17 protein-coding genes are annotated in these 16,011 nt (G+C 74.4%); 11 read left to right on the plus strand and 6 right to left on the minus strand.

Features of this window, described 5'->3' with window-relative positions:
• The first annotated feature begins 15 nt into the window (after positions 1-15).
• Genes ABD944_RS13755 through ABD944_RS13765 form a run of 3 tightly spaced genes read left to right on the plus strand, consistent with a single transcriptional unit; the run spans position 16 to position 2,608 of the window.
• A complete protein-coding gene (locus tag ABD944_RS13755) occupies positions 16-804 on the plus strand; it encodes an ABC transporter permease (protein ID WP_345175996.1) in 789 nt (262 codons plus the stop codon).
• A complete protein-coding gene (locus ABD944_RS13760) occupies positions 797-1,615 on the plus strand; it encodes an ABC transporter permease (RefSeq protein ID WP_345175999.1) in 819 nt (272 codons plus the stop codon). Before ABD944_RS13755 ends, ABD944_RS13760 begins: the two co-directional genes overlap by 8 nt.
• A gap of 12 nt (positions 1,616-1,627) precedes the next feature.
• Positions 1,628-2,608, plus strand: a complete 981-nt coding sequence (locus tag ABD944_RS13765) for an ABC transporter ATP-binding protein (protein ID WP_345176355.1) — start codon at positions 1,628-1,630, stop codon at positions 2,606-2,608.
• On the opposite strand, the gene ABD944_RS13770 is transcribed toward ABD944_RS13765, so the two are convergent.
• Positions 2,557-3,222 (minus strand): response regulator, encoded by a 666-nt coding sequence (locus tag ABD944_RS13770; RefSeq protein ID WP_345176001.1) that lies wholly within the window; start codon positions 3,220-3,222, stop codon positions 2,557-2,559. The genes ABD944_RS13765 and ABD944_RS13770 overlap by 52 nt on opposite strands.
• Entirely contained in the window at positions 3,219-4,847 is a 1,629-nt protein-coding gene (locus ABD944_RS13775) for a sensor histidine kinase (RefSeq protein ID WP_345176004.1), read from the minus strand. The genes ABD944_RS13770 and ABD944_RS13775 overlap by 4 nt, the downstream gene beginning before the upstream one ends.
• Positions 4,848-5,059: 212 nt before the next feature.
• On the opposite strand from ABD944_RS13775, the gene ABD944_RS13780 reads away from it, so the two are divergent.
• From ABD944_RS13780 to ABD944_RS13790, 3 genes are read left to right on the plus strand one after another with little or no spacing between them, the layout of a single operon-like run.
• A complete protein-coding gene (locus ABD944_RS13780) occupies positions 5,060-5,851 on the plus strand; it encodes an ABC transporter ATP-binding protein (RefSeq protein ID WP_345176006.1) in 792 nt (263 codons plus the stop codon).
• Positions 5,841-6,782 carry an ABC transporter permease gene (locus tag ABD944_RS13785; protein ID WP_345176009.1) on the plus strand — a complete coding sequence of 314 codons (942 nt, stop codon included), beginning with the start codon at positions 5,841-5,843 and terminating at the stop codon, positions 6,780-6,782. Before ABD944_RS13780 ends, ABD944_RS13785 begins: the two co-directional genes overlap by 11 nt.
• Before the next feature lie 59 nt (positions 6,783-6,841).
• Positions 6,842-7,897: an ABC transporter substrate-binding protein gene (locus tag ABD944_RS13790; protein WP_345176010.1), complete on the plus strand. Its 1,056-nt coding sequence runs from the start codon at positions 6,842-6,844 to the stop codon at positions 7,895-7,897.
• A gap of 65 nt (positions 7,898-7,962) precedes the next feature.
• Here ABD944_RS13790 and ABD944_RS13795 read toward each other — a convergent pair whose 3' ends face one another.
• A complete protein-coding gene (locus ABD944_RS13795; RefSeq protein ID WP_345176012.1) occupies positions 7,963-8,433 on the minus strand; it encodes a hypothetical protein in 471 nt (156 codons plus the stop codon).
• Positions 8,434-8,614: 181 nt separating this feature from the next.
• Here ABD944_RS13795 and ABD944_RS13800 point away from each other — a divergent pair, with 181 nt between their 5' ends.
• Both ABD944_RS13800 and ABD944_RS13805 read left to right on the plus strand, forming a co-directional pair.
• Positions 8,615-9,325: a hypothetical protein gene (locus ABD944_RS13800; RefSeq protein ID WP_345176014.1), complete on the plus strand. Its 711-nt coding sequence runs from the start codon at positions 8,615-8,617 to the stop codon at positions 9,323-9,325.
• Between the two features lie 4 nt (positions 9,326-9,329).
• Entirely contained in the window at positions 9,330-9,995 is a 666-nt protein-coding gene (locus ABD944_RS13805) for a hypothetical protein (RefSeq protein WP_345176015.1), read from the plus strand.
• A 57-nt stretch (positions 9,996-10,052) separates the two neighbouring features.
• Here ABD944_RS13805 and ABD944_RS13810 read toward each other — a convergent pair whose 3' ends face one another.
• Positions 10,053-11,450, minus strand: a complete 1,398-nt coding sequence (locus ABD944_RS13810) for an alpha/beta fold hydrolase (RefSeq protein ID WP_345176018.1) — start codon at positions 11,448-11,450, stop codon at positions 10,053-10,055.
• A 182-nt stretch (positions 11,451-11,632) separates the two neighbouring features.
• Between ABD944_RS13810 and ABD944_RS13815 the strand changes: the two genes are divergently transcribed.
• From ABD944_RS13815 to ABD944_RS13825, 3 genes are all read left to right on the plus strand, one after another.
• Positions 11,633-13,042: an aldehyde dehydrogenase family protein gene (locus tag ABD944_RS13815; RefSeq protein ID WP_345176020.1), complete on the plus strand. Its 1,410-nt coding sequence runs from the start codon at positions 11,633-11,635 to the stop codon at positions 13,040-13,042.
• A 96-nt stretch (positions 13,043-13,138) separates the two neighbouring features.
• Positions 13,139-13,888 carry a hypothetical protein gene (locus ABD944_RS13820; protein ID WP_345176023.1) on the plus strand — a complete coding sequence of 250 codons (750 nt, stop codon included), beginning with the start codon at positions 13,139-13,141 and terminating at the stop codon, positions 13,886-13,888.
• 36 nt (positions 13,889-13,924) lie between these two features.
• Complete coding sequence (locus tag ABD944_RS13825) at positions 13,925-14,779, plus strand: helix-turn-helix domain-containing protein (protein WP_345176026.1); 855 nt, start codon at positions 13,925-13,927, stop codon at positions 14,777-14,779.
• 11 nt (positions 14,780-14,790) lie between these two features.
• Here the strand turns inward: ABD944_RS13825 and ABD944_RS13830 are convergent, their stop codons facing one another.
• Together ABD944_RS13830 and ABD944_RS13835 are read right to left on the minus strand one after the other, a co-directional pair.
• Positions 14,791-15,120, minus strand: a complete 330-nt coding sequence (locus tag ABD944_RS13830) for a DMT family transporter (RefSeq protein WP_345176028.1) — start codon at positions 15,118-15,120, stop codon at positions 14,791-14,793.
• Positions 15,120-15,986: an LLM class flavin-dependent oxidoreductase gene (locus ABD944_RS13835; RefSeq protein WP_345176031.1), complete on the minus strand. Its 867-nt coding sequence runs from the start codon at positions 15,984-15,986 to the stop codon at positions 15,120-15,122. Before ABD944_RS13835 ends, ABD944_RS13830 begins: the two co-directional genes overlap by 1 nt.
• Between the last annotated feature and the right edge of the window lie 25 nt (positions 15,987-16,011).

Here is a 16,011-nt window from a genome sequence, read left to right on the forward strand (position 1 = left end):
CTAGGCTTCCGGCAAGTGGGCGTCCTTCCGTGGGTGTGGTGGTACGGGTTCCGCCGTCACACCGCCTATCCGCTCGGGTCCCTGACCGAGTCGCTCACCAACATGATGTTCGGCTTCCTGCGCGCCTACGTTCTGCTGGCGCTGTGGGAGGTCCGGCCGTCGCTCGGCGGGTACACGGCCGCCGACGCCGTGACCTTCTGCTTCGTCACCCAGGCGCTGATCGGGCCGGTGCAGATCTTCGGCGGGATGGAGCTGACCGAGCGCATCCGCAACGGCGACGTCGCGATCGACCTGCACCGCCCCGCCGGGCTGCAGAGCTGGTGGCTGGCCCACGACCTCGGCCGCGCCGCGAGCTCGCTGGTGCTGCGCTCGGGACCGCCGCTGCTGGCGGGCGCCCTGGCGTTCCCGTTCCGCTGGCCGGGTCCGGCGCACCTGGCCGCGTTCGCGGTGGCGCTGGTCCTGGCGACGTTGGTGAGCTTCGGGCTGCGCTACCTGGTGGCGATGGGGATGTTCTGGCTGCACGACGACCGGGGTTTGAGCGCCGTCACGCTCGTGATGTCGCTGTTCTTCTCCGGGATGATCCTGCCGCTCGTCGTGTTCCCCGGGCGGCTCGGCCGGACCGCCGAGCTCCTGCCGTGGGCGGCGCAGATCCAGGTGCCGGCGGACGTGTTCCTCGGCCGGTACGGCGGCGCCGGCCTGGCCGGCGCGCTGGCGTTCCAGGCGGGGTGGGCGGCCGTCCTGCTCGGGGCGGGCGCGCTGGCGACGCGGGCGGCGCGGCGCAGGCTGGTGGTCCACGGTGGCTGACCCCGCGGCGCCCGGCGCGCTGCGCGTGTACGGGCTGCTCGCCTGGACGTGGATCCGGGCGGCGGCGCAGTACCCGGTGTCGATGGTGCTGCTGGGCCTGGCCACGGCGGTCGTCTCCGTCCTGGACGCGGTCGCCATCATGGTGCTGTTCTCGCGGGCGCCGCGCATCGCCGGGTTCGGCGTGTCCGAGGTCCTGTTCCTGTACGGCACGTCGGCCCTGTCCTTCGCGCTCTCCGACATCGTCCTCGGGTCGACCGAGCGGCTCGGGGCGCACGTGCGGGAGGGGACGCTGGACGCGATGCTGGTGCGCCCGGTGAGCCCGCTGGTCCAGATCGCGACGGAGGGGTTCACGCCGCGGCGGCTCGGCAAGCTCGTCCCGGCCGTGCTGGTGCTCGGGTACGCGCTCGGCCGCCTGGACGTCCACTGGACGCCGGGCCGGCTCGCGATGGTCCCGGTCATGGTGCTGTCCGGGGCGGCGATCTTCGGCGGGCTGTGGGTGCTGACGGCCGCGGTCCAGTTCGTGCTCGTCGACAGCCACGGGGCGAGCAAGTCGCTCACCTACGGCGGCGCGTTCCTCACCCAGTACCCGATGACCGTGTTCGCCCGCGACCTGGTCCGCGGGGTGACGTTCGTCGTGCCGCTGGCGTTCGTGAACTGGCAGCCCGCGCTGTACGTCCTGGACCGTCCGGACCCGCTCGGGCTGCCGGGCGCGGCGCGGTTCGCCTCCCCGGCGGTCGCCGCGGCGCTGTGCGCGGCGGCGGCGGCCGCGTGGCGGGCCGGCCTGCGCCACTACCGATCGACAGGGAGCTGATTGCCGGTGCCGATGATCGAGGCCGAGGACGTGGCCAAGGCCTTCACCGTGCGGACACGCTCGGGCGTCCTGCGGCGGGGGCGCAGGACGGTGCGCGCGGTGGACGGGGTGTCGTTCACGGTGGAGCGGGGCGAGTTCGTCGGCTACCTCGGCCCGAACGGGGCGGGGAAGTCGACGACGATCAAGATGCTGACCGGGATCCTCACCGCGTCGTCGGGCACCCTGCGGGTGTGCGGGCTGGACCCGTCGCGGCGCCGCACGACGCTCGCGCGCCGCATCGGGGTGGTGTTCGGGCAGCGGACGACGCTGTGGTGGGACCTGCCGCTGCGCGCCAGCCTGGCGCTCGTCCGCCGGCTCTACCGGGTCGAGGCGGCCGCGCACCGGGAGCGCCTGGCGGAGCTGACCGCGCTGCTGGAGCTGGAGCCGTTCCTGGACACCCCGGTCCGGCAGCTCAGCCTCGGCCAGCGGATGCGGGGCGACCTCGCGGCGGCGCTGCTGCACGACCCGGAACTGCTCGTCCTGGACGAGCCGACGATCGGCCTGGACGTGGTGAGCAAGGCGACCGTCCGCGGATTCCTGGAACGCGTCAACGCCGAGCGCGGCACCACGGTCCTGCTGACCACGCACGATCTCGGCGACATCGAGCGGCTCTGCCGCCGCGTCCTGATCATCGACCACGGCCGGCTCGCCTACGACGGCGGGCTGGAGGAGCTGCGCCGCACCGTGGACGCCGACCGGCTGCTGGTCGTGGAGCTCGCGCGGCCGGCCCCGCCGATCACGCTGGACGGGATCGAGGCGGAGCGGGTCGAGGGGCCGCGGCAGTGGCTCCGGCTGCCGAACGCGGCGAACGCGGCGGCCGTGGTCGCCGCGCTGGCCCGCGACCACGACATCCGCGACATCTCCCTGCGGGAGGCGGGCATCGAGGACGTCCTCGCCGGCCTCTACCGGGGCGACCACGCGTACTGGTGCTCCGGCCGGCCCGTGGCGCCGTAGCGCAGCGTCACCACGACCCGCCCGGCCTCGGCGAGCGCCGCGAGGTAGCGCTGGGCGGTGGCGCGGGAGATGCCGACCTCGTCGGCGATCTCGGCCGCGGACCGCGGCTCCTCCGCCCGCCGCAACGCGTCGCAGACCAGCCGCGTCGTCACCGGCGACCGGCCCTTGGGCGCGGGCGCGCGGGCGTGCAGCGGCGCGTACAGGGCGCGGACCGCGCCGTCGAGGTCCTCCTGGGACAGCTCGCTCCCGCCCGCGAGGGCGTCCCGGTACCGGGCGTAGGCGGTGAGGCGGTCGTTCAGCGCGGCGGCGGTGAACGGCTTGATCAGGTAGTGCAGGGCGCCGTGCCGGAAGGCCTCGCGCACGGCGCGGGGGTCGGCGGCGGCCGTCGCCATGATGACGTCGGCGTCCAGGTCGGGCAGCAGGGTGAGGCCCGAGGCGTCCGGCAGGTAGACGTCCAGCAGGACGAGGGCGGGCCGCAGCTCGGCGGCCATGGACCTGGCCTGGGCGGCGGAGTGCGCGAGCCCGGCGACGGCGAACCCCCGCAGCGCCGCCACGAACCCGGCGTGGACCTGCGCCACGCGGAAGTCGTCGTCCACCACGAGCACGTCGATCATCGCACCGCCTCCGCGCCCAGCACCCCGGGGAGGCGGGCGACCGCCACGGCCCCGCAGCCGCCGGGACCGCCCGTTCCCGCGTCCACGAACGTCACGTCGCCGCCGCGGGCGCGGGCGGTGCGGCGCGCCAGGCCGAGCCCGAGCCCGCGCGAGCGGCCCGCCGCGGCGTCGCGGGTGGAGACGCCGTCGTCGAACACGGCGTCGCGCAGGCCGTCCGGCAGCCCGTCGCCGGAGTCGGTGACGGTGGCGTGCAGGTCGCGGCCGTCGCCGAGCAGCTCGACCTCGACGCGGGCGGGCCGCCGCGGCCCGAGCCGCGCGGCCTCGACGGCGTTGTCGACGAGGTTGCCGACGACGGTCGTCACGTCGAGAGGGTCCGCGACCCGGCCCGGCACGTAGCTGCCGGCGCCGATGTCGAGCCGGACGCCCTTCTCGGCGGCGACGGCGGACTTGGCCGACAGGAACGCCCGCAGGTAGGGGTCCGAGACGGGGTCGGGCAGGTTGTCGGGCGCCGGGGCGCGGCGCGCGGCGTCCTCCATCAGGGTGCCGACGTAGTCGGCGGCCTCCTCGCTGTGGCCGAGCTGGAGCAGGCCCGCGAGGGTGTGCAGCCGGTTGGCGTACTCGTGGCGCTGCGCGCGGAGGGCGTCGAAGAGGGTGCTGACCGAGTCCAGCTCGCGGGCGAGGGTCTCCAGGTCGGTGCGGTCGCGCAGGGTGATGACGGCGCCGAGGTCGCGGCGGTGCCTGCGGACCTCCCGCCGGTTGACGACCAGGACGCGCTCCCCCGCGGTGACGAACAGGTTCGCGGCGTCGCGGCGTCCCGTGAGGACGTCGCGCAGCGTCCCCTCCGCGGCGAGATCCCCGGCGGGGGCGCCGCGCTTGAGGGCGACGCCGAGCAGCCGGGACGCCTCGTCGTTGCAGACCGCGATCCGGCCCGCGGTGTCGACGGCCACGACGCCCTCGCCGACGCCGTGCAGCACCGCCTCCCGCTCGTGGACGAGCTCCACCAGCTCGTAGGGTTCGAGGCCGAGCGTCTGCCGCTTCAGCCGGCGGCCGATCGCGACCGAGGCGACCACGCCGAGCAGGACGGCGCCCGCGACGAACAGCGACATCTCGCGCAGCACGTGGCCGAGCTCCCGGTCGATGGCGCGGGCGTCGAACCCGACGCTGACCTCGCCGAGGATCCGCCCGTCCGGGCCGTACAGCGGCACCTTGCCGCGCGCGGACAGTCCGAGCGTGCCGCGCTCGACGCGGACGACCTCCCGCCCGGCCAGGGCGTCGGAGGGGTCGGTGCTCACGTGCCTGCCGAGCTCCAGCGGGTTCGGGTGGGACATCCGCAGGCCGCGGTTGTCGGTCACCACGACGAACAGCGCCCCCGTCCGGGCCCGGACGCGTTCGGCGCGGTCCTGCACGAGCCCGGCGCGGTCGCCGGCGGCGACCGCCGACGCGATCCGCGGGTCGGCGGCGACGCTGCGCGCCACCGTGAGGGCCCGCTGGCCGTACTGGTCGCGGAGCCGGCCGTCGAGCATCCAGGCGACCAGCCCGTACCCGAGGACCGCCACCACCACGACCACTCCGACCTGCAGGATCAGCACCTGGCGGGCGAAGGTGATGCGGGGCCGGACGGACATGACGTGCACCGTAGACCATGCCGGCCCGGCCGCCCAGCCCCCGGGCGAGCAGAACGAGCAAAACCCTGCGTATCGCGCTTAACGAGGGGATTCGCGGCTTGCGAGCACATCGCGGGCAAGGGTTCCGGTGACGCGCGCCACATCCGTACGGTGCCGCCGTGTCCACATCAGCATCATCCAAGCGAGACGGGGCCGGGCGACCGGCCGGGCCCGTGATCGAACTGCACGGCGCCACCAAGCGCTTCCGGTCGGCGGGCGGCGTCCACACGGCGGTCAGGGACCTGCACATGGCCGTGGGGCCGGGCGAGTTCGTCGCCGTGGTCGGCCCGACCGGCTGCGGGAAGTCGACCACCCTGTCCCTGGTCTCCGGACTGGAGCCGGCGTCCGCCGGCCGGGTCCTGGTCCACGGCAGGCCCGTGGACGGGATCCCCGACGGGGTCGGCTACATGTTCCAGAACGACGCCGTCCTCCCGTGGCGGTCCGTCCTGGACAACGTCGCGGCGGGGCCCCGCTACCGGGGCGCCTCCAAGCGGGAGGCGCGCGACCGCGCCCGGGACTGGGTCGCGCGGGTCGGCCTCGCCGGCTTCGAGGGCTATTACCCCCACCAGCTGTCGGGCGGGATGCGCAAGCGCGTCGCGCTGGCGCAGACCCTCGTCAACGAGCCGTCCGTGCTGCTCATGGACGAGCCCTTCTCCGCCCTGGACGTCCAGACCCGCGGCCTCATGCAGGACGAGCTGCTGCGCCTGTGGTCGGGGTCCGGCGCCGCCGTCGTGTTCGTCACGCACGACCTGGAGGAGGCGCTCGTGCTGTCCGACCGGGTCGTGGTCATGACCGCGGGCCCCGCGACGATCAAGAGCGTGTTCGAGGTGCCGCTGGAGCGGCCGCGCGACGCCGAGGAGGTCCGGCTCACCGGCGGTTTCCTCGACATCTACCGCGAGGTGTGGGACTCGCTGCGCGAAGAGGTCCAGATCACCCGCGAGAGAGGGGCCGGCCATGCGGCGTGAGACGAGGACGCGCGAGGCGGAGACCGCCCCGGCGGCGGAGACCGCCGACCGGCCCGTGCCCGCTCCGGACGACGCCGTTCCGGAGGACCGGAGCGAGCACGGCGACGTGGCCGCGATCGCGCGGCTGCGCACGGCCGGGCTGCGCCGCACCCTCGGCATCACCGCCGTCCGGGTCGCGCTCGTGGTGGTCTGGCTCGGGTCGTGGGAGCTGGCCGCGCGCAACTGGATCGACCCGTTCTACTACTCGATGCCGTCGAAGATCTGGGAGCGGCTCGTCGACTGGTTCACCGAGGGCACCTCGCAGGGGTCGATCTGGGAGCAGATCTCGGTCACGCTCCAGGAGGCGGTCGCGGGCTTCGCGCTCGGCGCCGCGGGCGGCGTCGTGCTCGGCATCGTGCTCGGCCGGAGCCGGTTCCTGTCGGACGTGTGCGCCCCGTTCATCAAGGCCGTCAACGCGATCCCGCGCATCATCCTGGCCTCGCTGTTCATCATCTGGTTCGGCCTCGGCATGCAGTCCAAGATCGCCACGGCGTTCGTGCTGGTGTTCTTCGCGGTCTTCTTCAACGCCTTCCAGGGCGCCCGCGAGGTCGACCGGAACCTCGTCAACAACGCGCGGATCCTCGGCGCGGGGCGGACGCAGGTGCTGTGGACGATCGTGGTGCCGAGCGCCACCTCGTGGATCCTCGCCTCGCTGCACTCGGCGTTCGGATTCGCCATCATCGGCGCGGTCGTCGGCGAGTACACCGGCGCCGACCGGGGCCTCGGCCTGCTCATCAACCACTCCCAGGGCACCTTCGACGCCGCCGGGATCTACGCCGGAATGATCATCATCACGGTGCTGGCGCTGCTCGCCGAGTACCTGCTCACGCTGCTGGAGGGCCGGCTGCTGCGCTGGCGCCCCGCCGCGTCCGGGCACGACGTCCAGATCTGACCCCGCCCGGCCCCGCCCCCGGGCCTTCCCACCCCCATCGCACGACCAGGAGAACCGCCATGCCCACCACCTCCGTCCGGGCCGGCGCAGCCGCGCTCGCCGCCCTCACCGCCCTGTCGTCCCTGTCCGCCTGCCGCGACTCCCGCGCCGGTTCCGGCTCGGACGGCGGCTCCGGCGGCACGGTCAAAATCATGATCGGCGGCATCGACAAGGTCATCTACCTGCCCGCCAAGCTGACCGAGCAGCTCGGCTACTTCAAGGAGCAGGGCCTGGACGTCCAGCTGCTCACCGAGCCCGCCGGGGCGCAGGCCGAGAACGTGCTCATCTCCGGGGACGTCCAGGGCGTCGTCGGCTTCTACGACCACGCCATCCATCTCCAGACCAAGGGCAAGTGCGTGCAGAGCGTCGTGCAGATGGCGGACGTGCCCGGCGAGGCGGAGATGGTCTCGGCGTCCAAGGCGGGCTCCCTGACCTCCCCGGCCGGGTTCAAGGGCAAGAAGCTCGGCGTGACCAGCCCGGGCTCGTCCACCGACTTCATCACCCGCGCGCTGGCCGTGCGCAACGGCGTCAAGACCTCCGACTACACGACGGTGAAGGCGGGCGCGGGCCAGACCTTCATCGCCACGATGGAGAACGGCGGCATCGACGCCGGCATGACGACCGACCCGACCATCGCCAAGCTCGTCAGCACCGGCAAGGCCAAGGTCATGGTCGAGATGCGCACCGAGGAGGGCACCCGCCGGGCGCTCGGCGGCCTGTACCCGTCCAGCTCGCTCTACATGGACTGCGCGTACGTGAAGTCGCACGGCGAGACCGTGCAGAAGCTCGCCAACGCCTTCGTCAAGACGCTCGGCTGGATCAAGCAGCACAAGCCCGCGGAGATCGCGGCGAAGATGCCGAAGGACTACGCGGGCGGCGATCCGGCGCTGTACGAGAAGGCGATCGGCGACTCGATCAGCATGTTCAACGGGGACGGCGTGATGAAGCCGGACGCCGCCGAGAACGTCCTGAAGGTGCTGGCGCAGTTCTCCCCCGAGGTCGCGGAGAAGAAGGGGCAGATCGACCTGGCCGAGACCTACACCACGCGTTTCGTCAGCAACGCGAAGCAGGGCTGATCGTGCCCGTCTGACCCGAACGGACGCGGTGACGCGGGCCGGGCCTCGCGCGGAGGCCCGGCCCGTCAGCGTCCCATGGCGGAGGAGAAGTCCGCGTCGGCGGGATCCTCCCGTCGCCCCGACCCCCAGCGCCGCGGCGCCCAGGCGGGCATCAGCAGCGCGAATCCCATCATCCCGTACACGCCGGACCCGAGCAGCATGCGCAGGCCGAAGTCCATGTCGCCGGCGGGCGGCACCCTTCCGGGCAGGTCGAGGGCGTGGCCGGGGTCGACCAGGAAGTAGGCGGACGCGCCGAGCAGCGCCAGCGCCGGCACCAGCGAGACCAGCGGCGACGCCCACCGCGCGACGATGACGACGCCCGTCACCAGGCCCACGGCGGCGAGCAGGGCGAACGCGCCGTAGATGCGCGTCCGGTCGGTGATCTCCTGCCCGGTGCCGTCGAAGGACTGCCCGGCCTGGACGTACCCCCAGGCCGCCCCGTACACCAGCGCGGGGGTGAGCAGGACGCCGAGGACGAGGCCGAACGCGTGGCGCACCGCGCATCACATCCATTCGAACGCGCCCGCCGCGGGGCGCGGGGTTCCGGTAGCGCCCCAATCACAACACGCGCGCCGGTGACGCCGCAGGAAATCCGTACCGTTTTATGGTGGTTCGTTTTGAACGCCTTTGGCTGGGCATCGCCGTCTCATTCGATCCGACAGCACGTTGGAGGAAACAATGTCGACCGCGATTTGGGTCGTCGTCGCCCTGGTGGTCGTCGCCGTTCTCGCCGCGGCCGGGTACCTCGCCACGACCCGGTCACGCACGGCGCGGCTCAGGCGGCGGTTCGGTCCCGAGTACGACCGGGTCCTGGAGCGCGAGGGCGGCCGCGCGGCCGCCGAGCGGGAGCTGCGCTCCCGCGAGCAGCGCCACCAGGAGCTGGAGCTGCGCGACCTCGACCCCCGGCGCCGCGAGGAGTACCGCGAGCAGTGGGTCCGCGTCCAGGAACGCTTCGTCGACGCCCCCGAGGCGGCGGTCGAGCAGGCCGACCAGCTCGTCACGGTGGTGATGGGCGAGCGCGGCTACCCCACGCACGGCTTCGAGGAGAAGGTCGCCCACCTGTCGGTCGAGCACGGCCGCACGCTGGACCACTACCGGCGGGCCCACACCATCAGCGGGAAGGCCGCGACCAAGGAGGCCTCCACCGAGGACCTGCGCCAGGCGATGGTCCACTACCGCGCCCTGTTCGAGGAGCTGCTCGCCCCGCACGGCGAGGGCCACCACGGCAAGGGCGAGGAGCACACCCCGGGGAACCCCGCGAAGCACGCCGCTCCGCACGCCGAGCAGCACGCCGCGGAGCGCACCGACGACCACGCCGGCAAGCACGCCGCCGCCCCCGCCGGCCCTGCCGCCGGGCAGCGCGGCGACGACCGAACCATGAGGAGCTGACCCGATGGAGCACAGGCGACCCGAGACCGGAACGCCCGCGGCCGCCGGGCCGCTCACCGGCGAGCGCGCAGGCGCCGCGGGAACGGCGGAACCCGGGACGACCGACGACCGGCACGTCGCCGGACCCGCACCGACCGCCCCCGGCGGGCAGGCGCCCGAGACCGTGCCGGACACGGTCCCGGACCAGGTGCCGGCCCACCGCGGCACGGACCGCGCCAGGACCCCCGTCAGGGACGCGGGCGCGATCAAGACCCCGAGCCAGGAGGCCAACCAGGTCAAGGCGTCCAGCCGGGACACCGACCCGATCGGGACCCCCGTCCAGAACGGCGAGCCCAAGCACGCCGCTCCCCAGCGGCCGGGCGCCGTCCCCGGCGCCCCGGGCACCGCGTCCGGCGGCGTTCAGGAGAAGCTGATCGACCCGGCCGAGGCCGAGCGGTTCCGGGAGCGGTGGCACGAGGTCCAGGCCGCCTTCGTCGACGACCCGGGCGAGTCGGTGCGCAAGGCGGACGGCCTGGCCTCCGAGGCCGTCGACGCCCTCGGGCGCGCGCTGGCCGCGCACCGGCGCTCGCTCACCGCGGCGCTGGACGGCGGCGAGGCCGCCGACACCGAGCGCCTCCGGCTGGCGCTGCGCGGCTACCGCGACCTCATGGACCGCATCTTCGCCGCCTGACGCGGCGAAAAGGGCGCCCCCGCGGAATCGCGGGGGCGCCCTTTTCGCCTTTCGGGATCAGCCGTTCAGGAACCGGTAGACCGCCTCGCGGCCCTGGGTCCCGCGCTCGCGGTTCTGGATGGAGTGGGAGGCGCCCTTCACCACGACGAGCGTGCCGCGCGGGGCGTAGCGCAGTTCTTCGCGCGCCCACTCCAGCGGCGTGGACAGGTCGCGGTCGCCGTTCACCAGCAGGACCGGGACCGACAGCCCGGCGCGGCGCGGTTCGGCCGTGTGCCGCGCCCACGGCCAGTGCAGGCACTCCTGGACGAACCCGCCGCCGACCGCCGTGTCCGCGGTGAACGGCCAGGTCGCCCGGGCCGGCAGGTGCCTGCGCGCCCGCTCCAGCGCGGCCTTCCGCACGCCCGGCGGCGTCTCGGACGTCCCCCACGGGAACCGGCCGTCCCCGCAGATCGTCGCGATGTGCAGGCCCGAGCTGTACTCGGCCGGGTCCTCGCCGCCGGAGTCGAGCGCCCGGAGCAGGCGGTCCAGGTGCGCGGCGTCGCCGTGGCGGGCGTCGTGGACCGCCGAGACGACGTCCCCCAGCCCGCCGAGGGCGCCGGCGTCCCGGTAGGTGGGGTCGAGGAACTCGTAGGTCACCAGCATGTCCCAGATCCGCACGGCGTCCTGGCGGTGCCGTGCGAGCCAGGCCAGGTCGCGGGCGGGGTCGAAGCCGCAGGCGGGCGCGGCGGCGCAGGCGTCGCGCAGGACGCGCGCGGTGGCCCGCAGCCCGGTGAGGTAGAGCATGTCGTCGCCCTGCGGGTCGACGAACGGGAGCACCGAGTCGAGGACGAGCTTTCTGACGCCGGCCGGATGGGACGCGGCGTAGGCGGCGCCGGTCATGGTCCCGTAGGACACGCCGTCCACGGTCCAGCTCCGCACGCCGAGCGCGCGGCGCAGCAGGTCGAGGTCGCCGACCGTCTGCTCGGTGGTGAAGTAGTGCCGCCGGTCGCCGAGGACGCCGGCGCACTCCCTCACCGCGCCGGGCGTGGGCGGCTCGATGTCACTGCCGCCCACCTGCGCCTGGAGCCGCGGGCAGTCGACGGCGCCGAACTCCCCCGTGCCGCGCTGGTCGATCATGACGAACCGGTAGTTCCTCGCCAGCTCCGGCAGGCGCTTGGAGATGCCGGAGACGAAGGGGACGCCGGGCTGCCCTGGGCCACCGGTCAGGAACATCAGGACGCCCTTGGGCGCGCGCGCCTCGTCCGCCGCCGCGACCTGGAGCCTCAGGGTCCGGCCGCCCGCGGGGTGGCGGTGGTCGAGGGGCACGGTCAGGAACGAGCAGGTGAAGCCGGGCTGCCCGGCGCAGGGCCTGGAGTCGGTCAGCCGGGGCGCGGCCGGCCGGGCGGGGGGCGCTTGGGGTGCCGCGGACGCCGTCGCCCCGCCCGCTCCGAGGAGCGCGAGGGTGAGGGCTAACACCGCTGAGCAACGTGGTCGCATGGGGGGATCCTCCCTCCGGACTCCCGCGCTCGCCGGGATGTCGCCGGATCCGGTCATGTCGCCGCCCGCCACCCGGCGCCGCGCCCCGGCGGCTCTCGTCAGGACGGCGGCGAGGGTGAATACTGAATCCCGTTCGGTAAATCCGTGAGCGGAGGACCCAGGTGTCCGAGAACTTCTCGATGACCATCGACGGCCGGGCCGTGACGGCGCCCAGCGCCTTCGGCGTGATCGATCCGGCGACCGGCGAGGTCGCCGAGCAGGCCCCCGACGCGTCCCGGGAGCAGCTCGACGCGGCGATGGCCGCGGCGCAGGCCGCCTACGCCGGGTGGCGCCGCGACGAGGCCGCGCGCCGCAAGGCGCTGCTCGCCGCGGCCGAGGTCATGTTCGCCAGGTCCGAGGAGATCGGCCGGATCCTCACGCTGGAGCAGGGCAAGCCCCTGGCCGACGCGACCATGGAGGTCGTCGGCGCGGGCGTGTGGCTGAAGTACTTCGCCGGCCTGGAGATGCCCCGCGAGGTCATCCAGGACGACGCCGGCGCGCGGGTGGAGGTCGTGCGCCGCCCGATGGGCGTGGTCGCCGCGATCACCCCGTGGAACTACCCGCTGCTCCTGGCCGTCTGGAAGCTCGCCCCGGCGCTGCTCGCGGGCAACACGATGGTCCTCAAGCCGTCCCCCTTCACGCCGCTGTCGAGCCTGAAGCTCGGCGAGGTGCTGCGCGACGTCCTGCCGCCCGGCGTGCTGAACGTCGTCACCGGCGGCGACGAGCTCGGCGCCTGGATGACCGGCCACGAGGTGCCCCGCAAGATCAGTTTCACCGGCAGCGTCGCGACCGGCAAGCGCGTCGCGGCCGCGGCGGCGCCCGACCTGAAGCGCGTCACGCTGGAGCTCGGCGGCAACGACCCGGCGATCCTGCTCGACGACGCCGACCCGGCCGTGGTCGCCGACCGGCTGTTCGGCGCCGCGTTCCAGAACAACGGCCAGGTCTGCTCGGCGATCAAGCGCGTGTACGTCCCGGAGGCCCTCTACGGGGACGTGGTGGACGCGCTCGCCGAGCGGGCGAAGGCCGCACGGGTCGGCAACGGGATGGACGAGGGCGTCCAGTACGGGCCGATCAACAACCGGCCGCAGTACGAGCGGGTCGGCGAGCTGGTCGCCGACGCGCTCGCGGGCGGCGCCCGCGCGGCGGCGGGCGGCGGGCCGATCGACGGGCCCGGCTACTTCTTCGAGCCGACGATCCTCGCCGACGTCTCCGACGGCGCCCGGATCGTGGACGAGGAGCAGTTCGGCCCCGCACTGCCGGTCATCAAGTACACCGACCTGGAGGACGCCGTCGCGCGCGCCAACGGCACCCACTTCGGGCTGTCCGGATCGGTGTGGGGAACCGACGCCGACCGGGCCGCCGAGGTCGCCGGGCGGCTGGAGTGCGGCACCGCGTGGGTCAACACCCACCTGGCCCTCGCCCCCCACCAGCCGTTCGGCGGCTTCAAGTGGAGCGGCGTCGGCGTGGAGAACGGCCCGTGGGGCCTGTACGGGTTCACCGAGCTCCAGGTGATCCACCGCTCGAAGGGCTGAGCGCCCCGGGCGGGGCCCGGCGGCCGGGCCCCGCCCGGCGTGGCACACTTTCCGGACGGGGAGCGTGGATCACCGCACCGACCCTGGAGGACCCGGATGCACACCTGGGACGTCATGCGGCAGGACGACCTCGGCAACGTCTTCCGCGTCGCGGCGCACGACTCCCGCATCTCCGCGCTGGCCCAGGCCATGGTCCTGGAGAGCGGCGTCCGGCACCGGCAGATGTACTGGGTGGACGGCCCGCCCGGCCCCGCCGTGCGCACCAACCGCGACCTGTACCTGGTGTTCCTCCATCTCGGGCAGGAGGCGAGGGCGGCCTCGTGGTCGCTGTCGGCGTTCCTGCGCTCGCTGTGGAAGGTCGGCGCCGTGCTCGCCGACCAGGCGCGGCTGGAGCCCGACGACGTGGCGGCGATGTTCGCGGCGGCCGCCGTCACGCCGCCCGCCTCCTTCGACCCCGCCTGGAGCGGCAAGGACCTGTCGCTGCCCGGAGACGAGCCGGAGGGGTACGCCGACTGGGAGCGCGTCCTGCTCTCCCAGATCGCCGATCTGGAGGACTTCCTGGCCGCTCCTCCGGGCCCGCAGGCCCGGTTCGGCGTGGAGGCCCCCCGCCCTCCGGGTTCTGGGGCCCGCGCCACCCCGGCCCGCTGGTACAACTTCGACCCGGCGACCTACCTCGAGTGCGCCGTGGCGGGCAGCCTCGGCGGATGGGACGCGGCCGACGGCGCCCGCGTGCCGCTGCCGGCCGGCCCCGGCGAGCCGCCGGCGCGCTCCTACGTCCGCGCGCTCACCACGATGAGCTGGAGCGATCTGGCCCGCATCGCGGTCTGCGGGCAGATGTACGAGTAGCCCGCCCTGTCGCCCCCGCGTGGTAGGACTGGCCTCATGAGCGAGCGGCCGGTCGAGTTCGGCGACCGGGGCGGCTGGTGCCTGGCGAGGGGCCGCCCCCACCCGGCGCTGCGCCCGTTCCTGCGCTCCTACGACGGCTACTGGGAGACGGAGTCCGTGCCGTCCCGGACGCGGACCCTGCCCACCCGCACCACCGTGGTGATCCTCAACCTGGGCCCGCCGCTCCACCTGGAGGTCCCCGACCCGGGGGTGCGCGAGCGCGCGTACGGGTCGTTCGTCGCGGGGATGCACGACGGCCACGGCATGTACCTCAGCCCAGGCGGGCAGCGCGGCATCCAGCTCGACGTGACCCCGCTCGGCGCCTACACGCTGCTCGGCGTCCCGATGGCGCGGCTCACCAACGCCGCCGCCGAGCTGCCCGACCTGCTGGGCCGGGAGGCGCGGACGCTGGTCGAGCGGCTCGCCGACGCGCGCACCTGGGGCGCCCGGTTCGCCGTCCTGGACGCCTTCCTGCTGCGCCGCCTCGACGCCGGTCCCGTCCCCGACCGGGAGGTGGCCCGGGCGTGGCGGCTGCTGGACGGGGACCCCTCCCTGCCGGTCGCCGACCTCGCCGCCGACGTCGGCTGGAGCCGCAAGCACCTCACCCACCGGTTCCGGGAGCAGGCCGGGCTGCCGCCCAAGGTGATGGCGCGGGTGCTGCGCTTCCAGCGCGCCGTCGGGCTGCTCCGAGGCGGCGCCGGGCCCGCCGAGGCCGCGTTCGCGTGCGGCTACTACGACCAGGCCCATCTCAACCGCGACTTTCGCGCCCTGGCGGGCTGCACGCCCACCGAACTGGTCGGCGGCCCGCCGGAGCCGCGGAGCGTCTCCGCGCCGGCCGGGGCCTCCGCCTGAGCCGGCCGGGGTCAGCTCTGGTGGACGCCGCCGCCCAGGTTCATCACGATGACGCCGAGCACGATGATGACGGCGCCGGCGATGGTCAGCGGTCTGACCGGCTCGTCGAACAGCACGACGCCGCCCGCGAACGCGCCGATCGTGCCGAGCGCGGACCAGATGGCGTAGACGGGCCCGACGTTCAGCGACGTCAGCGCCCTGGCCATGAGGACGAAGGAGATCAGGTACCCGGCCACCACGATCAGCGAGGGCCCCAGCCGGGTGAAGCCTTCGGAGGCGCGCATCGCCAGCGTCGCCGTGACCTCGAAGGCGATCGCGAGGCCGAGCAGGACGAAGGGCATCAGCGGGCCTCGCCGTGCTCGGCGGCGATCGCCTCGAAGACCTTCATGTCCGCCGCGAACGGCGAGCCGGGGCGGGGCCAGTGCAGCGCGATCTCGGTGATGCCGAGTTCGGCGTAGCGGCCGGCCAGGTCGGCGAACGCGCCGGTCGACTCCAGCCAGGGCTCCTCGTTGAAGCCGGTCAGCAGGACGAGGTCGTCGAGGCGGCGGCCCTCGGCGTCGCACGCGGCGCGCAGGGCCTCCAGCCGGGAGCGGACGATGCCGTACGGCTCGTCCCCCTCGCCGTGGGCGCTGGTCACCCAGCCCGTGCCGTACCGGGCGGCGAGCCGCATCCCGCGCGGCCCGTCCCCCGCGATGACGAACGGCACGCGGGGGCGCTGGACGCAGCCGGGCTCCTGCACGACCTCGCGCGCGGTGTAGTACTCCCCGGCGAACGAGGTCTCGGGGCCGGTCAGCAGGCGGTCCAGCAGTTCCACCCACTCGGCGAAGCGGGAGGCGCGCTCGCCCGGGCTCCAGTCGTCGCCGAGGATCCCGGCGTCGGACGCGCGGCGCGTGCCGCCCGCCCCGACGCCGACGGTCAGGCGCCCGCCGCTCACGTGGTCGATCGTCTTGATCGCGTGCGCGGTCGGCACGGGATGCCGGAAGTTCGGCGAGGTCACCAGCGTGCCGATCCGGACGCGGGAGGTGACCGCCGCGGCGGCGGCGAGCGTGGTGTAGGCGTCGTACCAGGGCGTCGTGCCGCGCCAGGCGATGTGGTCGTACACCCACGCGTGCCGGAACCCGAGGTCCTCGGCACGCCGCCACGGCTCCCCGGCCTCCGGCCAGGACAGCATGGGCCACATCACGGCGCCGATCCTCGGTGCGGTCACCGGCTCCTCCGTTCTCTCCGGCGCC

It is taken from the genome of Actinomadura verrucosospora (genome assembly GCF_039540335.1).
Taxonomy (GTDB): domain Bacteria; phylum Actinomycetota; class Actinomycetes; order Streptosporangiales; family Streptosporangiaceae; genus Spirillospora; species Spirillospora verrucosospora.